This window comes from Streptomyces sp. NPDC097129 (assembly GCF_055668065.1).
On sequence record NZ_JBVOQE010000011.1, the window covers coordinates 26,720 to 46,564 of the forward strand.

Annotated in this window: 7 protein-coding genes; 3 read left to right on the forward strand and 4 right to left on the reverse strand. The window is 74.3% G+C overall.

The window, feature by feature from the left end; translation table 11 throughout:
- Window positions 1–54 precede the first annotated feature (54 nt).
- Window positions 55–13,725, reverse strand: a complete 13,671-nt coding sequence (locus tag AC0B9F_RS28255) for an SDR family NAD(P)-dependent oxidoreductase (protein ID WP_472007336.1) — start codon at window positions 13,723–13,725, stop codon at window positions 55–57.
- 282 nt (window positions 13,726–14,007) lie between these two features.
- Between AC0B9F_RS28255 and AC0B9F_RS28260 the strand changes: the two genes are divergently transcribed.
- Both AC0B9F_RS28260 and AC0B9F_RS28265 read left to right on the forward strand, forming a co-directional pair.
- Window positions 14,008–14,853, forward strand: coding sequence for a lantibiotic dehydratase C-terminal domain-containing protein (locus AC0B9F_RS28260; RefSeq protein WP_472007338.1), 846 nt, complete (start codon window positions 14,008–14,010; stop codon window positions 14,851–14,853).
- Window positions 14,854–14,866: 13 nt separating this feature from the next.
- Window positions 14,867–15,934 (forward strand): 3-dehydroquinate synthase family protein, encoded by a 1,068-nt coding sequence (locus AC0B9F_RS28265; protein ID WP_472007339.1) that lies wholly within the window; start codon window positions 14,867–14,869, stop codon window positions 15,932–15,934.
- A gap of 60 nt (window positions 15,935–15,994) precedes the next feature.
- Here AC0B9F_RS28265 and AC0B9F_RS28270 read toward each other — a convergent pair whose 3' ends face one another.
- The 3 genes from AC0B9F_RS28270 to AC0B9F_RS28280 are packed head-to-tail and all read right to left on the reverse strand — an operon-like array spanning window position 15,995 to window position 19,048.
- Window positions 15,995–16,714, reverse strand: a complete 720-nt coding sequence (locus AC0B9F_RS28270; RefSeq protein WP_472007341.1) for an HAD-IA family hydrolase — start codon at window positions 16,712–16,714, stop codon at window positions 15,995–15,997.
- Entirely contained in the window at window positions 16,707–17,885 is a 1,179-nt protein-coding gene (locus AC0B9F_RS28275; protein WP_472007343.1) for a Gfo/Idh/MocA family protein, read from the reverse strand. Before AC0B9F_RS28275 ends, AC0B9F_RS28270 begins: the two co-directional genes overlap by 8 nt.
- The gene (locus tag AC0B9F_RS28280) at window positions 17,882–19,048 is read right to left on the reverse strand and encodes a DegT/DnrJ/EryC1/StrS family aminotransferase (RefSeq protein WP_472007344.1); all 1,167 of its coding nucleotides are present in this window, start codon (window positions 19,046–19,048) and stop codon (window positions 17,882–17,884) included. Before AC0B9F_RS28280 ends, AC0B9F_RS28275 begins: the two co-directional genes overlap by 4 nt.
- Window positions 19,049–19,336: 288 nt before the next feature.
- On the opposite strand from AC0B9F_RS28280, the gene AC0B9F_RS28285 reads away from it, so the two are divergent.
- The gene (locus AC0B9F_RS28285) at window positions 19,337–19,807 is read left to right on the forward strand and encodes a type II 3-dehydroquinate dehydratase (RefSeq protein ID WP_472007346.1); all 471 of its coding nucleotides are present in this window, start codon (window positions 19,337–19,339) and stop codon (window positions 19,805–19,807) included.
- Window positions 19,808–19,845 lie beyond the last annotated feature (38 nt).

Here is a 19,845-nt window from a genome sequence, read left to right on the forward strand (position 1 = left end):
CCCGGTCTGTCCCTTCAGGGCTCGTCGATGGGTGGGCTGGCTGCGGCGATGTCGTCAGGACAGACCCAGTTCGCCGTCCATGAGCTGGAAGATCTCGTCGTCGGTGGCCGTTTCGAGGTCGATGGACTGCCCGGTGCCGTCGTCGAAGGCCGCCGTGGTGAGCGGGACCGCGCCGAGCCGGGCCGCGAGGTCGAGCAGTCGCGCGCCGAGCCGGTCCCGGACGGCCTGCTCCAGGTCGGGCAGGGTGCCGAGCGTCTGCTCCAGGGCGTCGAGTCCGGCCGTCAGGGCGGCGTCGGCCGCCGCCGGGTCGTCGGTGAGGCCCAGGTCCTCCAGGAGGCGGCCCGCCAGCTCCACCGGGGTGGGGTGGTCGAAGATCAGCGTGGCGGGCAGCCGGACGCCGGTCGTGGTGACGAGCCGGTTGCGCAGTTCGACGGAGGCGAGGGAGTCGAATCCGGCGTCCTTGAAGGCGGCGTCGGAGCCGATCGCGCGGCCGGTGGCGTGTCCCAGGACGGCCGCGGCCTGGGTGCGCACCAACTCCACGACCGTGTCGAGACGTTGCGCGGGCGACAGCGCGGCCAGCCGCTCGGTGAGCGACTCCTCGGCCGCCGCGGTGGCACGGGCGGCCTTGTGAGGGGCTCGCACCAGCCCGCGGAGCAGGAGCGGGACGTCGTCGGCCGTGACGGCCCGCCTGCGCACCCCGGCCAGGTCCAGCCGTGCCGTCACCAGCGCCGGCTCGTCCGTCCGCAGCCCGGCGTCGAGCAGGGCGAGTGCCTGTTCGGTGGGCATCGCCGCGATGCCGGTCCGGCGGCCGCGTTCGAGGTCGGTGGTGCCGAGAGCGCCGGTCATGCCGCTCGCCTCGGCCCACAGCCCCCAGGCCAGCGCCACCGCGGGGGTGCCCGCCGTGCGGAAGCCCCGCGCCAGCGCCTCCAGTGAGGTGTTCGCCGCCGCGTAGTTGGCCTGCCCAGGGTTGCCGAGGGTGCCGGCCGCGGAGGAGTACAGCACGAACGCGGCCAGGTTCCGGCCCTTGGTCAGCTCGAACAGGTGGCGTGCCGCGTCCGTCTTCGGCGCGAACACCGCGTCCAGGTGCTCCGGCGTCTGCGCGGTGATCACGCCGTCCCTCAGTGCGCCGGCGGTGTGGACGACGGCGGTCAGCGGGTGATCGGGGTCGACGCCCGCGAGAGCGGCGGCCAGCTGGTCGCGGTCCGCCACATCGGCGGCTACGACCGTGACCTGGGCGCCGAGCGCGGACAGCTCCCGGGTGAGGTCGTCGGCTCCGGGCGCCTCCGGTCCACGACGGCTGAGCAGGAGCAGGTGCCGTATGCCGTGGGCGGTGACCAGATGGCGGGCCGCCAGTGCGCCCAGGGTTCCGGTACCGCCGGTGATCAGTGCCGTGCCGTTCGGGTCGAGCGGGCTCTCGCCTTCCGCCGCCTCCGCCTGCACCAGACGCGGGACACGGATCACGCCGCCGGTCAGCGCGAGCTGCGGCTCACCGGTCGCCAGCGCCGCCGGCAGGAGGCCCTCCGCGCCCTCCTCGGCGTCCACCAGGACCAGACGGTCCGGGTGCTCGTTCTGCGCCGTACGGATCAGGCCCCACACGGCGGCCTGCGCCGGATCGTCGACGGCGTCACGGGTGAGGACGACCAGCCGGGAGTCGCTGTCGCCCGCCAGGTGCTCCTGGACAGCGGCCAGCACCTCCCCGGACAGCTCCCGCACCTCCGCGCCCGTACGGCCCGTCAGGTCCAGCACCGGCCACCCCGCACCGGCCGTCTCCTGCGGCGTGGGCACCTCCTGCCAGTCCACCCGGAACAGCGCGTTGCGCAGTCCGTCGTCCCCGGACTCCAGCTGCCGTGGGTCCACCGCCCGGAAGGCCAGCGAGCCCACCGACGCGACCGGTGCGCCGGTCGCGTCGGCCGCCGTGACGGCCACCGTGTCGTTGCCGAGCCGGGTGATCCGCACCCGCAGGGCCGTGGCGCCCGTCGCGTGCAGGGTGACCCCGTTCCACGCGAACGGCAGCAGCACCTGCCCGGGCTCGGTCTCGGCGACCGCGCCGAAGCTCGTGGCGTGCAGGGCCGCGTCGAGCAGCGCCGGGTGCAGCCCGTAGGCGTCCGCACCCGCGGCCGGCCCGTCGGGCAGGGCGACCTCCGCGTACGTCTCCTCGCCGTGCCGCCACACCTTGCGCAGGCCCTGGAACGCGGGCCCGAAATCGTGGCCGGCGGCGGCCTGGCGCTCGTAGAAGCCGTCGATGTCGACCGGCTGCGCGTCCCGCGGCGGCCAGACGGTGAGCGGTGCGCCGGCGGAGGCGGGCGCGGGGGCGACGTATCCGGCGGCGTGCCGCACCCAGTCGGCGTCCTCACCGGTACGGGAGTGGATGCTCACCGGGCGCCGCCCGGCCTCGCCCTCGGCCGCGCCGACCTGGACGCGCACCTCGACGCTTCCGCGCTCCGGCAGCACCATCGGCGCCTGCAGCACCAGCTCGTCAAGGGTCGCGGCGCCGACCCGCTCGCCCGCGTGCAGGGCGAGTTCCACCAGACCGGTGCCCGGCACCAGCACCACCCCGGACTTGGCGTGGTCGGCGAGCCAGCCCTGACCGGCCGGCGACAGCCGCCCGGTCGCCAGCACCCCGGCCCCGTCGGGGAGTTCGGCCACCGCGCCCAGCAGCGGGTGCGCGGCGTCGGCCAGGCCGAGGGACGTCACGTCGGTGGCGCCGGGGCCGGTCTCGGCCCAGTAGCGCTCCCGCTGGAAGGCGTAGGTGGGCAGGTCCACCCGGCGGGCCCCGGTGCCTTCGAGGAGGGCGGCCAGAGCGGCGGGCACACCGCGCGCCCACAGCCCGCCGACCGCTGCGAGCAGCGTGGCCGGTTCGGGCCGCTCGCGGCGCAGCCCCGGCAGGAAGGCGGCGCCGGCCGGGTCGCCGAGCGCGTCCACGGTCTCCCGGGTCATCGCGGTGAGGACCGCGTCCGGCCCGATCTCCAGGAAGTGGCCGGTGCCCTGCTCCCGCGTCCAGCGCACCGCGTCGGCGAACCGCACCGCCTCGCGCACGTGCCGGGTCCAGTAGTCGGGGCTGCCGAGGTCGTCGAGTTCCACCCGGGCCCCGGTGAGCGTCGACACGACGGGGATGCGGGGGGCGGCGCAGTCGAGGGTGGCGGCGACGGCCCGGAACTCCGCCAGCATCGGCTCCATGCGCACCGAGTGGAAGGCGTGGCTGACCCGCAGCCGCTTCGTCTTGCGCCCCCGGTCGGCGAGCGCCTCGGCGACGGCGAGGACCGCGTCCTCGTCGCCGGACACCACCACGGCCTCAGGGCCGTTCACGGCGGCGATGCCGGCCCGGCCGTCCGCCGGCAGCAGCGGACGCACCTCCTCCTCGGACGCCTGCACGGCGGCCATCGCGCCGCCCTCGGGCAGCGCCTGCATCAGCCGTCCGCGTGCGGCGACCAGGCGGGCGCCGTCGGCGAGCGAGTACACGCCCGCCACGTGGGCGGCCGCCAGCTCGCCGATGGAGTGCCCGGCCACGAAGTCCGGGCGCACCCCCCACGCCTCCACCAGACGGAACAGCGCCACCTGGAGGGCGAACAGCGCGGCCTGCGTGTACACGGTGCGGTGCAGCAGCGCGGCCGCCTCGGTGCCGTCCTCGGCGAACACCACCTCCCGCAGCGGCAGCGGGACGTGCCCCGCCAGCTCCCGGTCCAGTGCGGCGCACGCGGCGTCGAACGCCTCGGCGTACACGGGGTACGCCGCGTACAGCTCGCGGCCCATCCCGGCGCGCTGACTGCCCTGCCCGGTGAACAGGAACGCCGTCCTGCCCGCTGCCGGGGAGCCGGTCACGACGGACGCGGCCGGCGTGCCCTCGGCGAGTGCGCCGAGTGCGGTGAGCAGTTCGGCGCGGTCGCCCGCCAGGACGACGGCGCGGTGGTCGAGCGCGGCACGCGAGGTGAGCAGGGAGTGGGCGACGTCGACGAGCCGCTCGTCGCCGCCCCCGAGCCGGGCGGCCAGACGCGCCGCCTGGCCGGCCAGCGCCTCGGGGGTCTTCGCCGACAGGACGTACGGCAGCACGGCGGGCGCCTGCGCGGCGGTGGCCGGCTCGCCGTCCGCGGACGGCTCCTCCGGGCCCTGTTCGACGGACGGCTCCTCCGGGGCCTGTTCGAGGATGACGTGGGCGTTGGTCCCGCTCACCCCGAACGAAGACACCGCCGCCCGCCGAGGCCGCTCCAGCTCAGGCCACGCACGCGCCTCCGTCAGCAGCTCCACCGCACCGGCACTCCAGTCCACCTTCGTGGACGGCTCATCCACATGCAGCGTCTTCGGCAGCACCCCATGCCGCATCGCCTGCACGACCTTGATCACGCTGGCGGCGCCCGCCGCGCCCTGGGTGTGCCCGATGTTCGACTTCAGCGAGCCGAGCCGCAGAGGCTCCTCGCGGTCCTTGCCGTAGGTCGCCAGAAGGGCCTGGGCCTCGATCGGGTCACCGAGGGTGGTGCCGGTGCCGTGCGCCTCCACCAGATCGACCTCGGACGCCGGGAGACCGGCGTCGGCGAGCGCGGCCCGGATGACCCGCTGCTGGGAGGGGCCGTTGGGTGCCGTCAGGCCGTTGGACGCGCCGTCCTGGTTGACGGCCGAGCCGCGGACCACCGCCAGTACGGGGTGACCGTGACGGCGCGCGTCCGACAGGCGCTCGACCAGCAGCAGGGCCGCGCCCTCCGCCCAGCCGGTGCCGTCGGCCGCGTCCGCGAAGGCCTTGCAGCGGCCGTCGGTGGACAGTCCGCGCTGGCGGGAGAACTCCACGAACGCGTCCGGCGTCGTCATCACCGCCACGCCGCCGGCCAGGGCCATCGACGACTCGCCGGCCCGCACGGACTGCGCGGCCAGGTGCAGGGCCACCAGCGAGGAGGAGCAGGCCGTGTCCACGGTCAGCGCGGGGCCCTCCAGGCCGAAGGTGTAGGAGATACGGCCGGAGGCGACACTGCCGGACGTGCCGGTCAGCCGGTAGCCCTCCAGTTCCCCGGACGCGTGCTGCAACCGGAGCGTGTAGTCACGGTCGTTGACGCCGACGAACACGCCAACGTGCTGCCCGCGCAGCGCCGTCGGGTCGATGCCGGCACGCTCGAACGTCTCCCAGGCGGTCTCCAGCAGCAGCCGCTGCTGCGGGTCCATGGCGACGGCCTCGCGCGGCGAGATCCCGAAGAAGGCCGCGTCGAACCGGGTCGCGGTGTCGAGGAACGCGCCGCTGTTCGCGTACGAGGTGCCCAGGTGCTCCGGGTCCGGGTCGTAGATGCCCTCCAGGTCCCAGCCCCGGTCCTCGGGGAAGCCGCCGATCACGTCGGTGCCGTCGGCGACGATCCGCCACAGCTCGTCGGGGCCGTCGGCGCCGCCGGGGAACCGGCAGCCCATGGCGACGATGACGACAGGATCGTCGTCGTCGGCCGCCGCCCGCCGGGGTTCCCCGGCGCGGTCCCCAGCCGGCCCGGACGCCTCGCCGACCAGGTCACCGAGCAGTTTGCGGACCAGGTCGGCCGGCGTCGGGTAGTCGAAGACCAGCGTCGTCGGCAGGGTGAGTCCGGTGCGTTCGCCGATCCGGTTGCGCAGCTCGACCGCGGTCAGCGAGTCGAACCCGGCGTCCTTGAAGGCCCGCGTGCCGCCGATGGCGTCGGGTGAACCGTGGCCGAGGACGGCCGCCGCCTCACCGCGCACGAGGTCCAGGAGCGTGCGCTCCCGCTCGTCGGCGGGCAGGCCGGCGAGCCGCTGCCCGAGCGTGCCCACGGCCGCCTGCTCCGGGCCGCCCTGCGCCGCCGTGCGCCGCGGGGGGCGGACGAGGGAGCGCAGCAGCCACGGCACGGGCTCCGTCGCCGACCGGGCCCGCAGGCCGGCCAGGTCCAGCCGCGCCGCGACGTACGCCGCGCCGCCCGCCCGGACACCGGCGTCGAGCAGTGCCGTTCCGGTGGCGGCGGACAGGCCGAGCATGCCGTCGCGCCGGTGGCGCCGCAGCGCCGTCTCGTCGAGATGCGCCGTCATACCGCTGACGTCGGCCCAGTAGCCCCAGGCGAGGGAGACCGCGGGGAAGCCGCCGGCGCGCAGGGTGCGGGCGTAGGCGTCGAGCGCGGCATTGGCGGCGGCGTAGTTGGCCTGCCCGGGGTTGCCGAGGGTGCCGGCGGCGGAGGAGTAGAGCACGAACGCGGCCGGGTGATGGTCCTTGGTCAGCTCGTACAGGTGGCGGGCCGCGTCCGTCTTCGCCCGGAAGGTGGTGTCCAGACGCCCGGCGGTCTGCGCGGTGAAGACACCGTCGTCGAGCGCGCCGGCGGTGTGGATGACGGCGGTCAGCGGGTGATCGGGGTCGACGCCCGCGAGAGCGGCGGCCAGCTGGTCCCGGTCCGCCACATCGGCGGCTACGACCGTGACCTGGGCGCCGAGCGCGGACAGCTCCCGGGTGAGGTCGTCGGCTCCGGGGGCGTCCGGTCCTCGGCGGCTGAGCAGGAGCAGGTGCCGTATGCCGTGGGCGGTGACCAGGTGACGTGCGGCGAGCGCGCCGAGCGTGCCCGTACCGCCGGTGATCAGCGCGGTGCCGTTCGGGTCGAGGGGGCTCTCGCCTTCCGCCGCCTCCGCCCGCACCAGACGCGGGACCCGGATCGCGCCGCCGGTCAGCGCGAGCTGCGGCTCACCGGTGGCCAGGGCGGCGGGCAGCAGATCCGTGCCGCTCCCGTCCGTGTCGACCAGTACGACCCGGTCCGGGTGCTCGTTCTGCGCGGTGCGCACCAGACCCCACACAGCGGCCTGCGCCGGATCGTCGACGGCATCACGGGTGAGGACGACCAGCCGCGAGACACTGTCGCCCGCCAGGTGCTCCTGCACCGCGCTCAGCGCCTCCCCCGCCAGCCCCCGCACGTCCGCGCCCGTACGGCCGGTCAGGTCCAGCACCGGCCATCCCGCGCCGGCCGTCTCCTGCGGCGTCGGCACCTCCTGCCAGTCCACCCGGAACAGGGCGTTGCGGACCTCGTCGGCCTGCGTGGTGAGGTCGGAGGCGTCCACCGCGCGGAACGTCAGCTCGCGCACGCACAGCACGGGCGCCCCGGAGGGGTCGGCCGCGGCGACGGACACCGTGTTCTCGCCGCGCGGCGTGATGCGTACCTTCAGCCGGCGGGCACCGGACGCGTACAGGGAGAACCGGCGCCAGGTGTGCGGAACCAGCACCTGGCCGTCCGGCCGGGGCGCGCCCGCCGGGCCCAGCCCGGTCGTCCGCAGCACCAGGTCGAGCAGCAGCGGGTGCAGCGCGAAGTCCGCCGCGTCCGGGCCCTCTTCCGGGAGCACCGCGTCCGCGTACACCTCCTCGCCGTGTCGCCACGCCTCCCGCACCCCGTCGGGGAGCAGGGCGGGGGCCACGGCCTCGGCACCGTGCGGGCGGCGCACCGTGAAGTCACCGACGAACGCAGGAGGCTGGGCCGAGAAGTGACCGACCGCGTGCCGGGTCCACTCCTCGGAGCCGTCGGCGGACGCGTGAATGCTCACCTGCCGGCCGCCGGGGAGGGAGGAGCCGGCCTGTGCTTCACCGACCTGCACCCGCACGGACACCGCTCCGGAGGGGGGCAGTACAAGCGGTGCCTCGACGACCAGTTCGTCCAGGACACCTGCGCCCACCTGGTCCCCGGCGTGCACGGCCATCTCGACCAGCGCGGACGCCGGTACAGCAGCCGGTCCGCCGTCCGCGTCCCCGAGCAGCCATCCGTGCGTCGAGCGGGACAGGCGTCCGGTGGCCAGCACCCCGCCACTGCCCGGGAGTTCGGCGACCGCGCCGAGCAGCGGGTGTTCGTCGGCAGCGAGCCCCAGGGCGCCGGCGTCGGTGGAACCGCTCGGGCCCTCCAGCCAGTACCGCCGGCGCTGGAAGGGATAGGTGGGGAGGTCGACATGGGGCTGACCGGTGACGTCCGGGAGCGGGTCGGTGGTGATCCCTCGGGTGTGGAGCGTGGCCAGCGAGGTGTGGAAACGGGCGGGGGTGTCGTCGTCGCGGCGCAAGGTGCCGGTCGTCACGGCCGGGGTGTCGGCGTGGACGTCCAGCAGGTCCTGCACCGCCGTCGTCAGCACCGGGTGCGCGCTGACCTCGACGAACGCCCGGTACCCGGAGCCGATCAGAGCCTCGACCGCGTCGGCGAAACCAACCTCGTGACGCAGGTTGCCGTACCAGTAGCCGGCATCCAGCGGAACCGTGGTGTCATCGAGCCAGGCGCCCCGGTACGTCGAGTACATGGGGACGCTCGGCGCCTGGGGCGCCAACCCCGCCAGCAGCTGCGCCAGTTCGTCCTTGATGGCCTCGACATGAGCGGTGTGCGAGGCGTAGTCCACCGGAACCATCCGGGCCCGGATCCCGGCCTGCGTCGCCGCCTCGTAAAGCTCCTTCAACGCGTCGGCGTCACCCGCGACCACCGTCGAAGCCGGACCATTGACCGCAGCGACCTCAACACGCCCCGCATACGCAGCGATACGCTCCTCAGCCTCCGCCCGCGACAGAGGCAGGAACATCATTCCGCCCCGCCCGGCAAGACGAGTGGCGATGGCCTGACTGCGCAGCGCCACCACACGAGCCGCATCCTCCAGGCTCAGCGCACCCGCGATATGCGCGGCCGCGATCTCACCCTGCGAATGGCCCACCACCGCATCCGGCTCCACGCCGTAGTGCTGCCACAGCCGGGCCAAAGCCACCATCACCGCGAACGACGCCGGCTGGACCACGTCCACCCGGTCGAAGCCCGGCGCGTCCTGAACCTGCCGCACCACCTCCAGCAGATCCCAGTCCACATACGCCGACAGCGCCTTCGCACACTCCGCGAGGGCCTGCGCGAACACCGGCTCCGACTCCAGGAGCCGGGCGCCCATGCCCGCCCACTGATGCCCCTGCCCGGGGAAGACGAACACCGTCTTCCCTTCGACGTCCGCCGACCCAGTCACCACATACGGCGAGGGAGCGCCGTCAGCCAGCGCCCCCAGCCCCTGCTCCAGCTCCTCCGCATCGGCGCCGATCACCACCGCGCGTTCCGTCAGCGCCGCCCGGCTGTGCAGCAGTGTCTGTGCGACGGCCACCGGGTCCAGGCCGACGACGCGGGCGAGGAAGCGTTCGGCCTGGGCACGCAGGGCGGCCTCGGACCTGGCGGACAGCAGCCAGGGCACCGTGCGTGCCCCGTCGGCGCCGGCCGGGGACGGCGTCTCGGAGTGCTGCGGGGCCTGTTCGAGGATGACGTGGGCGTTGGTCCCGCTCACCCCGAACGACGACACCGCCGCCCGCCGCGGCCGCTCCAGCTCAGGCCATGCACGCGCCTCCGTCAGCAGCTCCACCGCTCCGGCACTCCAGTCCACCTTCGTGGACGGCTCATCCACGTGCAGCGTCTTCGGCAGCACGCCGTACCGCATCGCCTGCACCATCTTGATGATCCCGGCGACACCCGCAGCCGACTGCGCATGCCCGATGTTCGACTTCAACGACCCCAGCCACAAAGGCACTTCACGGTCCTTGCCGTACGTCGCGAGCAGCGCCTGAGCCTCGATCGGGTCGCCCAGAGTGGTGCCCGTCCCGTGGCCCTCGACCACGTCCACCCCGTCCGCGGACAACCCCGCGTTCGCCAGCGCCTGACGGATCACCCGCTGCTGCGCCGGACCACTCGGAGCCGTCAGACCGTTGGACGCACCGTCCTGATTGATCGCCGACCCCCGCACCACCGCCAGCACCGGATGCCCCAGCCGCCGCGCGTCCGACAACCGCTCCAGGACCAGGACGCCCACGCCCTCGGCCCAGCCGGTGCCGTCGGCGGCCTCGGCGTACGCCTTGCAGCGGCCGTCCGCGGCGAGCGCCCGCTGGCGGGAGAACTCCACGAACGACGTCGGCTGCGACATCAGCGCCACGCCGCCCGCGAGGGCCAGCGTGCACTCGCCGTTGCGCAGCGACTGCGCCGCCAGGTGCAGCGCGACCAGCGACGACGAGCAGGCCGTGTCGACGGTGAGCGCCGGACCTTCGAGACCGAGCGTGTACGACACGCGGCCCGAGGCCACGCTGCTGGCCGTGCCGATGCCGTGGTAGCCCTCCAGCTCCTCGGGGATGCGGCCCACCTGGGAGCCGTAGTCGTGGTACATGACGCCGGAGAACACGCCGACCGGCTCGCCGCGCAGCTTCGTCGGGTCGATGGCGGACCTCTCCAGGGCCTCCCAGGAGGTCTCCAGCAGCAGCCGCTGCTGCGGGTCCATGGCGGTGGCCTCGCGCGGGGAGATGCCGAAGAACTCGGCGTCGAAGTCCGCGAGGTCGTAGAGGAAGCCGCCCTCGCGGCAGTACGAGGTGCCGGGGCGGGAGCCCTCCGGGTCGTACAGCTCCTCCACGTTCCAGCCGCGGTCCTCGGGGAAGCCGGAGACGGCGTCGCGGCCCTCGGCGACCAGCTCCCACAGTTCCTCCGGGGTGCTCACCCCGCCGGGCAGCCGGCACGCCATGCCGACGATCGCGATCGGCTCGCCGGAACCGGCGCTCTCCGGCCTGACCTCCTCGACGGGCGCCTCGACGCCCGTGATGAGGGAGTCCAGCAGTTCGGCCACGGCCTGCGGAGTGGGGTGGTCGAAGGCGAGCGTGGCGGGCAGGGACAGGCCCGTGGACTGGGTGAGGCGGTTGCGCAGGGTGACCGCCTCCAGGGAGGTGAACCCGAGGTCCTTGAACGGCCGTCCGGGTCCGACCTTGGACAGGCCGCCGACGTCCCGTACCCGTGCGGTCTCCGTGCGCACGAGGTCCAGCAGCATCCGCTGCCGTTCCGGGCCGGGCAGCCGGCCGACCCGCTCCCGCAGCGCCTCGGTGACCGCGCTGTCGGCGGGCGTGAGGGCCGCAGCGACGTCGATGAGGCCGCTGAGCAGCGGCGGCAGCGCCGATGGCCGGGCCGGGCCGGGCACGCGTCCCGCGCCGGCCGTCAGGGCGGCGGTGTCCAGGGCCAGCGGCAGGCAGTGCACGGGCCCGGCCAGCTGCGCCGCGTCGAACATGGCCAGTCCCTCGGCGGTGCTCAGCTCGCGCACCCCGGTGACCGGTTCGCCGCCGCGGCCCGCCCCGGATGCCGGCTCCCACGGGCCCCAGCCCAGCGACAGGGCGGGCAGGCCGCGGTCGGCCCGGTGCCGGGCGAGCGCGTCCAGCAGCGCGTCGTAGGCCGCGCGGTCGCCGTCGGTGGACGCGCCGAGCAGGGCGTCGGCGGACGAGCACACCACGAACGCCGCCAGCTCCTCGTGTTCGCGGGACAGTTCGTGCAGGTGCAGCAGGGCGGCGACGGCCGACTCCAGGGCGCGGTCCGGGCGGTGGGCGAGCGCCGTCCGCCAGCCGCCGGTGTGCACGATCGCGGTCAGCGGCCGCTCCGCGCCGGCCAGTGCGGCGGCCAGGGCGCGCCGGTCGGCCGGGTCGCAGGCCGTGGTGGCCACGCTCGCGCCGAGCGCGGTCAGTTCGCCGCGCAGTGCGACCAGCGTTTCGTCCTCGGTGTCGTACGAGCCGATCAGCAGCAGGTGCCGGGCGTGGTGACCGGCGACCAGGTGCCGGGCCAGGGCGGCGCCCTCGGCGCCGTCGGCGCCGGTGACGACGACCGTGCCCTCGGGGTCGAGCGGCCGGTGGGCGGGGCCGTCGGTGACGACGGACACCCGGGCCAGCCGCGGCAGCAGCAGGACGCCGGTGCGCAGCGCGAGCTGCGGCTCACCGGTGCCGAGGGCGGCGGGCAGCGCCGACAGTGACGCGGGTGTCTCGTCCAGGTCGGCCAGGGTGAGGCGCCGCGGATGCCGGGCCTGCAGGACGCGCAGCAGGCCCCACACGGGTGCGTGGGCGATGTTGTGGAAGGTCTCGTGCAGGCCGGCGGTGACCGCGCCCCGGGTGGCGACGGCGATACGGACGCCGTCCAGGCGCGGATCGGCGAGCAGGCGGGTCAGTTCCTCGGTGAGTTCGTAAACCGTGCGGCGGGCGCCGGCGGCGAAGTCCGCGGCGGCGGTCGCCTTCGGCGCGTCCAGGGCGAGCACCACGACCGGGGGAACGTCCTCGCCGTCCGCGGCGGCCCGGGTCAGCCGGGCGTCGAGCTGCGCCGCGACGGACGGGGCGTCGGGGCCGTGCACCGTCCACGGGTCGGCGGCGGGGCCCTCGGGCAGCGCCGCCGGCACCCAGTCGACCCTCAGCAGCGACTCGAAGTGGGTGCTGTTCGCGGCGCGCAGCCTCATCGGGCGGTGCAGCAGCTGATGGCGGATGATCTTCCCGGACTGGGTGCGCGGGACGGTCGCCGTCTCGTACAGCTCCTCGGGCACCTTGTAGTAGGCGAGCCGTTCCCGGCAGGCCGCGTACAGCGCCTCGGGGTCCAGGCCGTCGCCCTCCGGCACCAGGAACGCCACCGGCACCTCGCCCAGCACCTCGTGCGGCTTGGCGACGACGGCGGCGTCGGCGACGCCGGGCACGTCCCGCAGGACGTCCTCGATCTCGCCGGGGTGGATGTTCTCGCCCCCGCGGATGATGAGTTCCTTGAGGCGTCCGGTGATCGTGAAGTAGCCGGCCTCGTCGCGGACCGCCAGGTCGCCGGTGCGGTACCAGCCGTCCCGCAGCGCCTCCTCGGTCGCCTCGGGATCGTTGTGGTAGCCGGCCATGACGTTCGGGCCGCTGACCCAGACCTCGCCCTCCTCGCCGGACGGCACGTCGGAGCCGGTGGCGGGGTCCACCAGCCGGACGTTGACGCCCGGCACCGGCAGACCGCACGAGCCGTCGACGCGGGCGCCCGAGGGCCAGGTCATCGTGATGGAGCCGCAGGTCTCGGTGGAGCCGTAGGCGTCCAGCAGCACGGCGCCGTAGGCCTGCTCGAACGCGGTGTGCAGGGAGGCCGTGGTGACCGAGCCGCCGACCAGGCACACCCGCAGGCGGGGGGCGGTGAAGTCCTGCCGGGCGGCGGCGCGCACCAGATGGTGGTACATCGTCGGCACACCGGCCAGGAACGTCGCCTCCTCCTCGCGCACCGCGGCGAGCACGTCGTCGGCGTCGAAGCCGTCGACGATGCGCACCGACGCGCCGACGGCGGTGGCGGCGACGACGCACACGATGTGGGACAGGCTGTGGAAGAGGGGCAGCGGCCACACCATGCGGTCGTCGGGGCCGAGCCCGGGGATCGGCACATAGCCGGCGGCGACCGACCACAGCGCGTTGCGCTGGGTGGACCGCACGCCCTTGGGGCGGCCCGTGGTGCCGGACGTGTAGAGGATCCACGCCACGTCGTCCAGGCCCAGGTCGTCGCGGGCGGGCAGCGGCGGCTCGGTGGTGGCGAGCTTCTCGAACGACACGGTGCCCACGGGGCGTTCGGTCCCGGTCACCACGATGCGCACCGGGTCGCCGGCGACCGGCAGGGTGCCGAGCACGCGGCGCACCTGGTCCAGGTGGGCGCGGTCGGTGACGACGATCCGGGCGCCGCTGTGGCCGAGCAGATGACCGAGCTCCGCGTCGGTGGAGCGTGGGTTGAGGGGGACGCCGATGGCCGCGGCCCGCACGATCGCCAGGTAACTCTCCGCCGCCTCCACGCAGTTGCCGAGCAGGATCGCCGCCCGGTCGCCGGGCTGGAGCCGCAGCGCCGCGAGGTGGCCGGCTATGCGGGCGGTCCGCCGGTGGAGTTCGCCGTGGCTGACCGCACGACGCGCGTCGCGGTAGGCGACCTTGTCCCCGAAACGGTCCGCGTGCGCCGCGAGCAGCTCGGGCAGCGGTCTGATCAGCTCGGTTCGCAGCATGTCCCTACACCTCTCGGAAAAACACGGCGTCAACGAAATGCGGTGGGCCTCGGCGGGTCCGGGAAACCGGGCGCACGGACGGCGGGTGGCCGGTACCGCCGATTCTGCTGGCCCAGGTCATTTCGGTAACCCCAGCAGGACCCCTAACACCGCCCTCATTCCGGGCCCGTCGCATATCACGTCCGCGGCCCGTGGGAACGGCGCCCGAGTGCCTTTAGCATGGGCCGCAGCCCGTTCCGTACGAACCATTCCGTCGTACCCAGAAGAGCTGAGGCAATCCACATGACCCTGCACTGGAACCATGTGCGCATATCCGCTCCCGAGCACATCGGAGCACAGGGAATTTCCCGCCCGGAGCCACCCGCGGCGCTGCGTGGCCTGGTCAGCGACCTGCGGGCCGCGGACCCGGCCGGCCGCTGGTTCTTCCACTGGTCCGACGAATCCTTCCCGGCCGCCATCGACCTGTGGGCGGGCGTCACGGCCGGCGTTCTGGAGGAATTCACGTCCCGTTTCGAAGAACTCGGCGCGACCCCAGGGGAATCCCCCGGAAACCCCCCTGTGCGCGGCGAATTCCCGGCCCCCGCCGGAATACCACCCGAGTCCCTCGGCATCGAATGCGCCGACGAGGTCGCGATGGCGTCCAGCGAACTCGCGCTGGCCGCCCTGGCGGAACCCGCCGCCGATCAGCGCGCCCAGCTCGCCCTCGCCGTCTGGCAGCTGCGGCACGTCGTCGCGCTCCTGGAGGAATCCGCCCGGCGCGGCTTCCTGTTCCGTATCTGGCAGCACCGCACGGCCGCGCTGACCCCGGCGCAGCGCACCACGCTGTGCACCCGTTCCGCCGAGACCTGCACGGTGCTCACCGACGGGCTGCCCGCCATGAGCCCGGACACCCAGCGCGGCTGGGACGGCTACCTGCGCGCGCTGCGCCGGACCGCCCTGGCCTGGCAGGCCGGCGACGCGCCCGTCAACTACCTGCTGTTCGAGCACACCCATCTCACGCTGCGCCGGCTGCGGGTACCGCCCGCCGTGGAGGCGCTGGCGGCCCGCATGCTGCGTGCGGCGCTCACGCCGTCCGGCGCGGACCGGCAGCCCCTCGCGGTGCCCGGGTCCGTGCTGCAGACGGCGTAGGAGGGGAACGACGATGAGTGAACCCGCCGACCTCCGGGTGGACGTGGCACTGGGCGAGCGCGCCTACCCGGTGCACATCGGGCCCGGTGTGCGTGCCCTGCTGCCGCGGCTGGTCGCGGCGACCGGCGCCGAGCGCGCCGTCGTCGTCTCGGCGCGCCCGCAGGGCCTGCTGCCCGCGCTCGGTGTCGAGACGCTGTGGCTGGCCGCCCACGACGGCGAGGCCAACAAGAACCTCGCCGCGGTGGCCCAACTGTGCGAGCAGTTTGCCCAGTTCGGCCTTACCCGCTCCGACGTGGTGGTCTCCTGCGGCGGCGGCACCACGACCGACACCGTCGGTCTCGCCGCCGCGCTCTACCACCGCGGCACCCCCGTCATCCACCTGCCGACCTCGCTGCTCGCCCAGGTCGACGCGAGCATCGGCGGCAAGACGGGGGTGAACCTGCCCGAGGGCAAGAACCTCGTGGGCGCCTACTGGCAGCCCCGCGCGGTGCTGTGCGACACGGACTTCCTCGCCACGCTGCCGCCCCGCGAACGTGTCAACGGCTACGGCGAGCTGGCCCGCTGCCACTTCATCGGCGCCCCCGGCCTGGCCGGGCTGCCGCTGGAGCAGCAGATCGCCCGGAGCGTCGCCCTGAAGGCGTCCGTGGTGGCGCGCGACGAGCGCGACCAGGGACTGCGTCACATCCTCAACTACGGTCACACGCTGGGGCACGCCCTGGAGCGGGCGACGGACTACGCGCTGCGGCACGGTGAGGCGGTCGCCGTCGGCACCGTCTTCGCCGGCCGGCTGGCCGGCGCCCTGGGCCGTATCCCGCCGGCCCGGGTGCGGGAACACCGGGATGTGGTGGCGTCGTACGGTCTGCCGACCGCGCTGCCCGCCGGCGTGGACCACGACCTGCTCATCGCGTACATGCGCCGGGACAAGAAGGCGGAGGGCCATGCCCTGACCTTCGTCCTGGACGGTCCCGGCGGCCCGGCCCTCGTCGCCGGCGTCCCCGAGGAGCTGGTGCGGGCGGAGCTCGCCGCGATGCCCCGGGACGGCGCCCCCGTCGCGGACCCGCCGTCCGTCGCGGCGCGCTGACCCGCGCACGCCAGAGGGCCCGGACGCCTCATCGTCCGGGCCCTCTGGCGTGCGCCGTTCCTAGGAGGCCGCGACCGGGGTGGCGACGAGGTCCAGCAGTTCGGCGGGGTGCCGCAGCACCGCGTCCGGCCGTGCGCGCAGCAGCGGCTCGGCGTCGACGCCCGCCCACAGCGCGGCCGCGGCGTACACGCCCGCACCGTGGGCGCTGTGCAGGTCGGTGACGGCGTCGCCGACCATCACCGTCTGCCCGGCGGGCGCCCCGAGCACGGAGACCGCGAGGCGCACCATGTCGGGCGCCGGCTTGGGCCGCAGGACCTCGTCGGACCCGATGACCACCTCGAACAGGTCCAGCAGCCCGAGCCCGGCGAGCAGGGCGCGGGCCCGGTCGCCCGCCTTCCCCGTCGCCACGGCCATCGGCACCTCGCGCCGGTGCAGCGACTCCAGCAGCTCCGCGATCCCGGGGAACACCTGCACCCGGGAGGCCAGCCTGCGGCTCTCCCGCACGAAGGGCTCCTCCATCTCCATCGGCAGCCCCATGATGCGCATGATGTCGGGGAAGTACCGGCCCAGATGGCGGTTGTACTCGGCGAAGGGCGCCTCGCCGTCGCCGACGACCTCGGCGTAGGCGATGCTGAACGCCTCCCGCATCACCTCGAAGCTGTCGACGAGTACGCCGTCGAGGTCGAACACGACGGCCCGCAGACCGCCCTCGGGGCGCGGAAGGGCCTTGTGGGCCGTGGGCTCCGCCGCCCCGTCGTCACCGCTGTGCCTGTCAAGCATGCCGCAGCCTCTCCGAGTTCAGTAGCGTCGAACGGGGCACCACCCGGGCCGCTCTTGTGGAGCGCGCCCCGATCCGTGCCCGGCGGGCCGAGCCGTAGATACGCTCGATCACCGCGATGGTGCGGCGGACCTCCTCCACGGTCCGCCCGCGCGCCGCCGGGTCCGCCAGCAGCTGCGGCAGCTCGTCCAGCTGCCGCAGGTACTCGGCGCCGATCTCCTCCTGCGCGAGGGGGATCTCGGTGCGTTCCCCGTCGCGCACCAGGACCAGCCGGGAGCCCTTGCGGCGGTTGGGGCTGAACCCGAAGGTGCAGTCCAGGGTGGCGCTGCCGGCGCTGCCGTCGACCCTGATCCGGGTCGTGTCGTACGGCTCGTGCGAGGCCCAGCTGGCCCGGATCGCCACCGACACCCCGGTCTCGGTGACCAGGAAGCCGCGCGCGGTGTCCTCCACGTCGCCCTCCGCGTCGGGCTCGCGCGGGGCGTCGTCGCGCCAGGCGGCCTCCGAGGACTGGTCGTTGACGAAGTCGTCGGACACCGTGCCGACCGCCTGGTCGAAGCCGACCGGACCGAGGATCGGCCCGACGGTGTCGAGCAGGTGCCAGCCCAGGTCCACCAGGGCCCCGCCGCCGGCGAACTGCCGCTGGGTGAACCAGCCGCCGGCGCTCGGCACGCCGCGGGCCCGTACCCAGGACAGCTCGATGTGCCGCAGTTCGCCGAGGTCCCGCTCGATGACCTCGCGCAGGGCGAGCACGTCGGCCCGGTAGCGGGCGGCGCTGCCCGCGAGCAGCATCGCGCCGCCCTCGCGTTCGGCGGCCGCCAGCTGGTCCGCCTCCACCGAGTTGAGGCAGACGGGCTTCTCCAGGAACACCGGGATGCCCATGCGCAGGACGCGGCAGGCGACGGCCGAGTGCAGATGGTTCGGCACCGCCACGATCGCCAGGTCGACCTCGTCGGGACGCAGCTCCGACACGTCGGACAGCAGCCGGGTCCCGGTGCGGTCCTGAGGGATGTCGGCACGGGCCGCCTGGTGGGGCTCCACCAGGAAGGACACGCCGAAGGAGGGGTGCTGGCGCAGCCGCGGAAGCCAGATGGACTTCGCCGCCCACCCCAGACCCACCACGCTCGTGCGGACCGGGGTGCGGCCCGGTCCTCGTGCGCTCAGCCGGGTGTTCATGCGCGCGCGACCTCTTCGGCCACGACCTCGGCCACGGCGTGCATCTGCTCCTCGCTGCCCAGCAGGGTGCGGTGGTGCAGCCACACGCAGTCGGTGGTGATGGCCTCGGTCACCGGGCAGCGCTCGGCGAGTTCCGCGACCGTCGCGGCGGGCGGCGCGTACTCCCAGAAGCCCTCCGAGCGGTAGATCGCCCGGAACGCGATGAACGCGGGCACGCCCCGCTCGACGAGCCGGTCCACCAGGGCGTTGCGGGCGTCCTCGCCGATGCCGGGGATCCGGAACATCTGCATGTAGTGCGGGTGGGCCGTCACCCGCTCGTCGCGGCTCTGCGGGACGACGCCGGGGATCTCGCCGAGCAGGGAGGCGAGGAGCGGGGAGCGCTGCTCGCGGGTGGCGATCTGCTGGTCCAGCCGGCCCAGCTGGCAGCGCAGGACCGCCGCGGAGAACTCGTTCATCCGGAAGTTGGAGCCCGAGGTCTGGTGGTGGTACTTGCGGTCGGTGCGCGGGCGGCCGCAGCTGTGCCGCAGGAAGCCTTCCTGGTAGGAGGCCTCGTCGGGGAAGGTGACCAGACCGCCCTCGCCGGCCGTCATCAGCTTGCCGTTCTGGAAGCTGAACGCGGCGACGGAGCCCAGCTCGCCCGCCTTGCGGCCGGCCCACTCGGCCCCGTGGGCGTGCGCGGCGTCCTGGATCAGCGGCACCCCGGTGTCGGCCGACAGCTTGCCGAGGGCGTCCATGTCGGCGAAGTGACCCGCCATGTGCACCGGCATGATGGCGCTGGTGCGGGGGGTGACCGCGGCGGCCACGGCCTGCGGATCGAGGCAGTAGGTGTCCGGGTCGACGTCCACCGGTATGGCGACGGCGCCGAGGCGCTGCGCGGCCTGCGAGGAGGAGATGAACGTGAAGGCGGGGACGATGACCTCGCTGCCCTCGCGCACACCGAGCACCTGGAGGGCGAGTTCGAGGGCGTGGGTGCCGTTCGTCACCGCCAGCGCATACGGCGCGCCGTGGCGTTCGGCGAACTCCCGCTCGAACGAGTCGACTTCGCTGCCTCCCATGCGCCACCACTGGCCCTGTTCCAGGGCGCGCAGCAGACCGGTCCGCTCCTCCTCGCCGTACTGCGGCCACACAGGGAGATCCGCGAGCAGCTTCGCCTGATCATTCATGACGGTCCATTCCTGTTCTGGGGAACGCGGATATCTCCGCGGAAGGGCCAACTCACCCCGGAAAGCCAAGAATCGGCGGCGGGGAATATCACGCTACCGCGCACACGGCAGCGTCTCCCATCCCCTACCGGGTCCCCGAACACCCCCCTGAAAGCCCACCGCCAACCCCCCTGTTACCTATTTCGGCACCCCGATACCGGCGCCGAACGGGGGCGGGCGATAAAGAATGGAGTGCGTCTGGGTCGACTACGAGAAACCGGTTTTCCAACCGCAGTTGTGAGGTGAGTCATGAGCGCGATACTGCTGCTGAACGGTCCCAACCTCGGCATCCTCGGCCAACGCGAGCCCGAGGTGTACGGCACCGACACCCTGGCGGACGTCGAGCGGGCCGTGGGCGAGGAGGTCGCCGGCCGGGGCTGGGACGTGATCTCCGTGCAGAGCGACTCCGAGGGCGATCTGGTACGCGCCGTGCACGCCAACTACGGCACGGTCGGCGCCCTGGTCAATCCCGGCGCTCTCATGGTCGCCGGCTGGAGCCTGCGCGACGCCCTGGCGAACTACCCGCGCCCCTGGGTCGAGGTCCACCTGTCCAACGTCTGGGCGCGCGAGCAGTGGCGCCACGAATCCGTGATCGCGCCGCTCGCCTCGGGCGTGGTGGTCGGCCTCGGCTCGCTGGGCTACCGGCTCGGTGCCCGCGCCCTGCTCACCATCGCCGGTGACGCCCGGCCGTCCGCGCCGGCACTCGCCGCCACCGCCTAGGCGACGGCCCCCGGACCCCGCGCCCCGCAGCCCCGCAG

Coding starts and splice junctions, on each gene's coding strand:
- AC0B9F_RS28255 (WP_472007336.1), bottom strand. CDS start 13,725: ATGCTGCGAACCGAGCTGATCAGACCGCTGCCCGAGCTGCTCGCGGCG.
- AC0B9F_RS28260 (WP_472007338.1), top strand. CDS start 14,008: ATGACCCTGCACTGGAACCATGTGCGCATATCCGCTCCCGAGCACATC.
- AC0B9F_RS28265 (WP_472007339.1), top strand. CDS start 14,867: ATGAGTGAACCCGCCGACCTCCGGGTGGACGTGGCACTGGGCGAGCGC.
- AC0B9F_RS28270 (WP_472007341.1), bottom strand. CDS start 16,714: ATGCTTGACAGGCACAGCGGTGACGACGGGGCGGCGGAGCCCACGGCC.
- AC0B9F_RS28275 (WP_472007343.1), bottom strand. CDS start 17,885: ATGAACACCCGGCTGAGCGCACGAGGACCGGGCCGCACCCCGGTCCGC.
- AC0B9F_RS28280 (WP_472007344.1), bottom strand. CDS start 19,048: ATGAATGATCAGGCGAAGCTGCTCGCGGATCTCCCTGTGTGGCCGCAG.
- AC0B9F_RS28285 (WP_472007346.1), top strand. CDS start 19,337: ATGAGCGCGATACTGCTGCTGAACGGTCCCAACCTCGGCATCCTCGGC.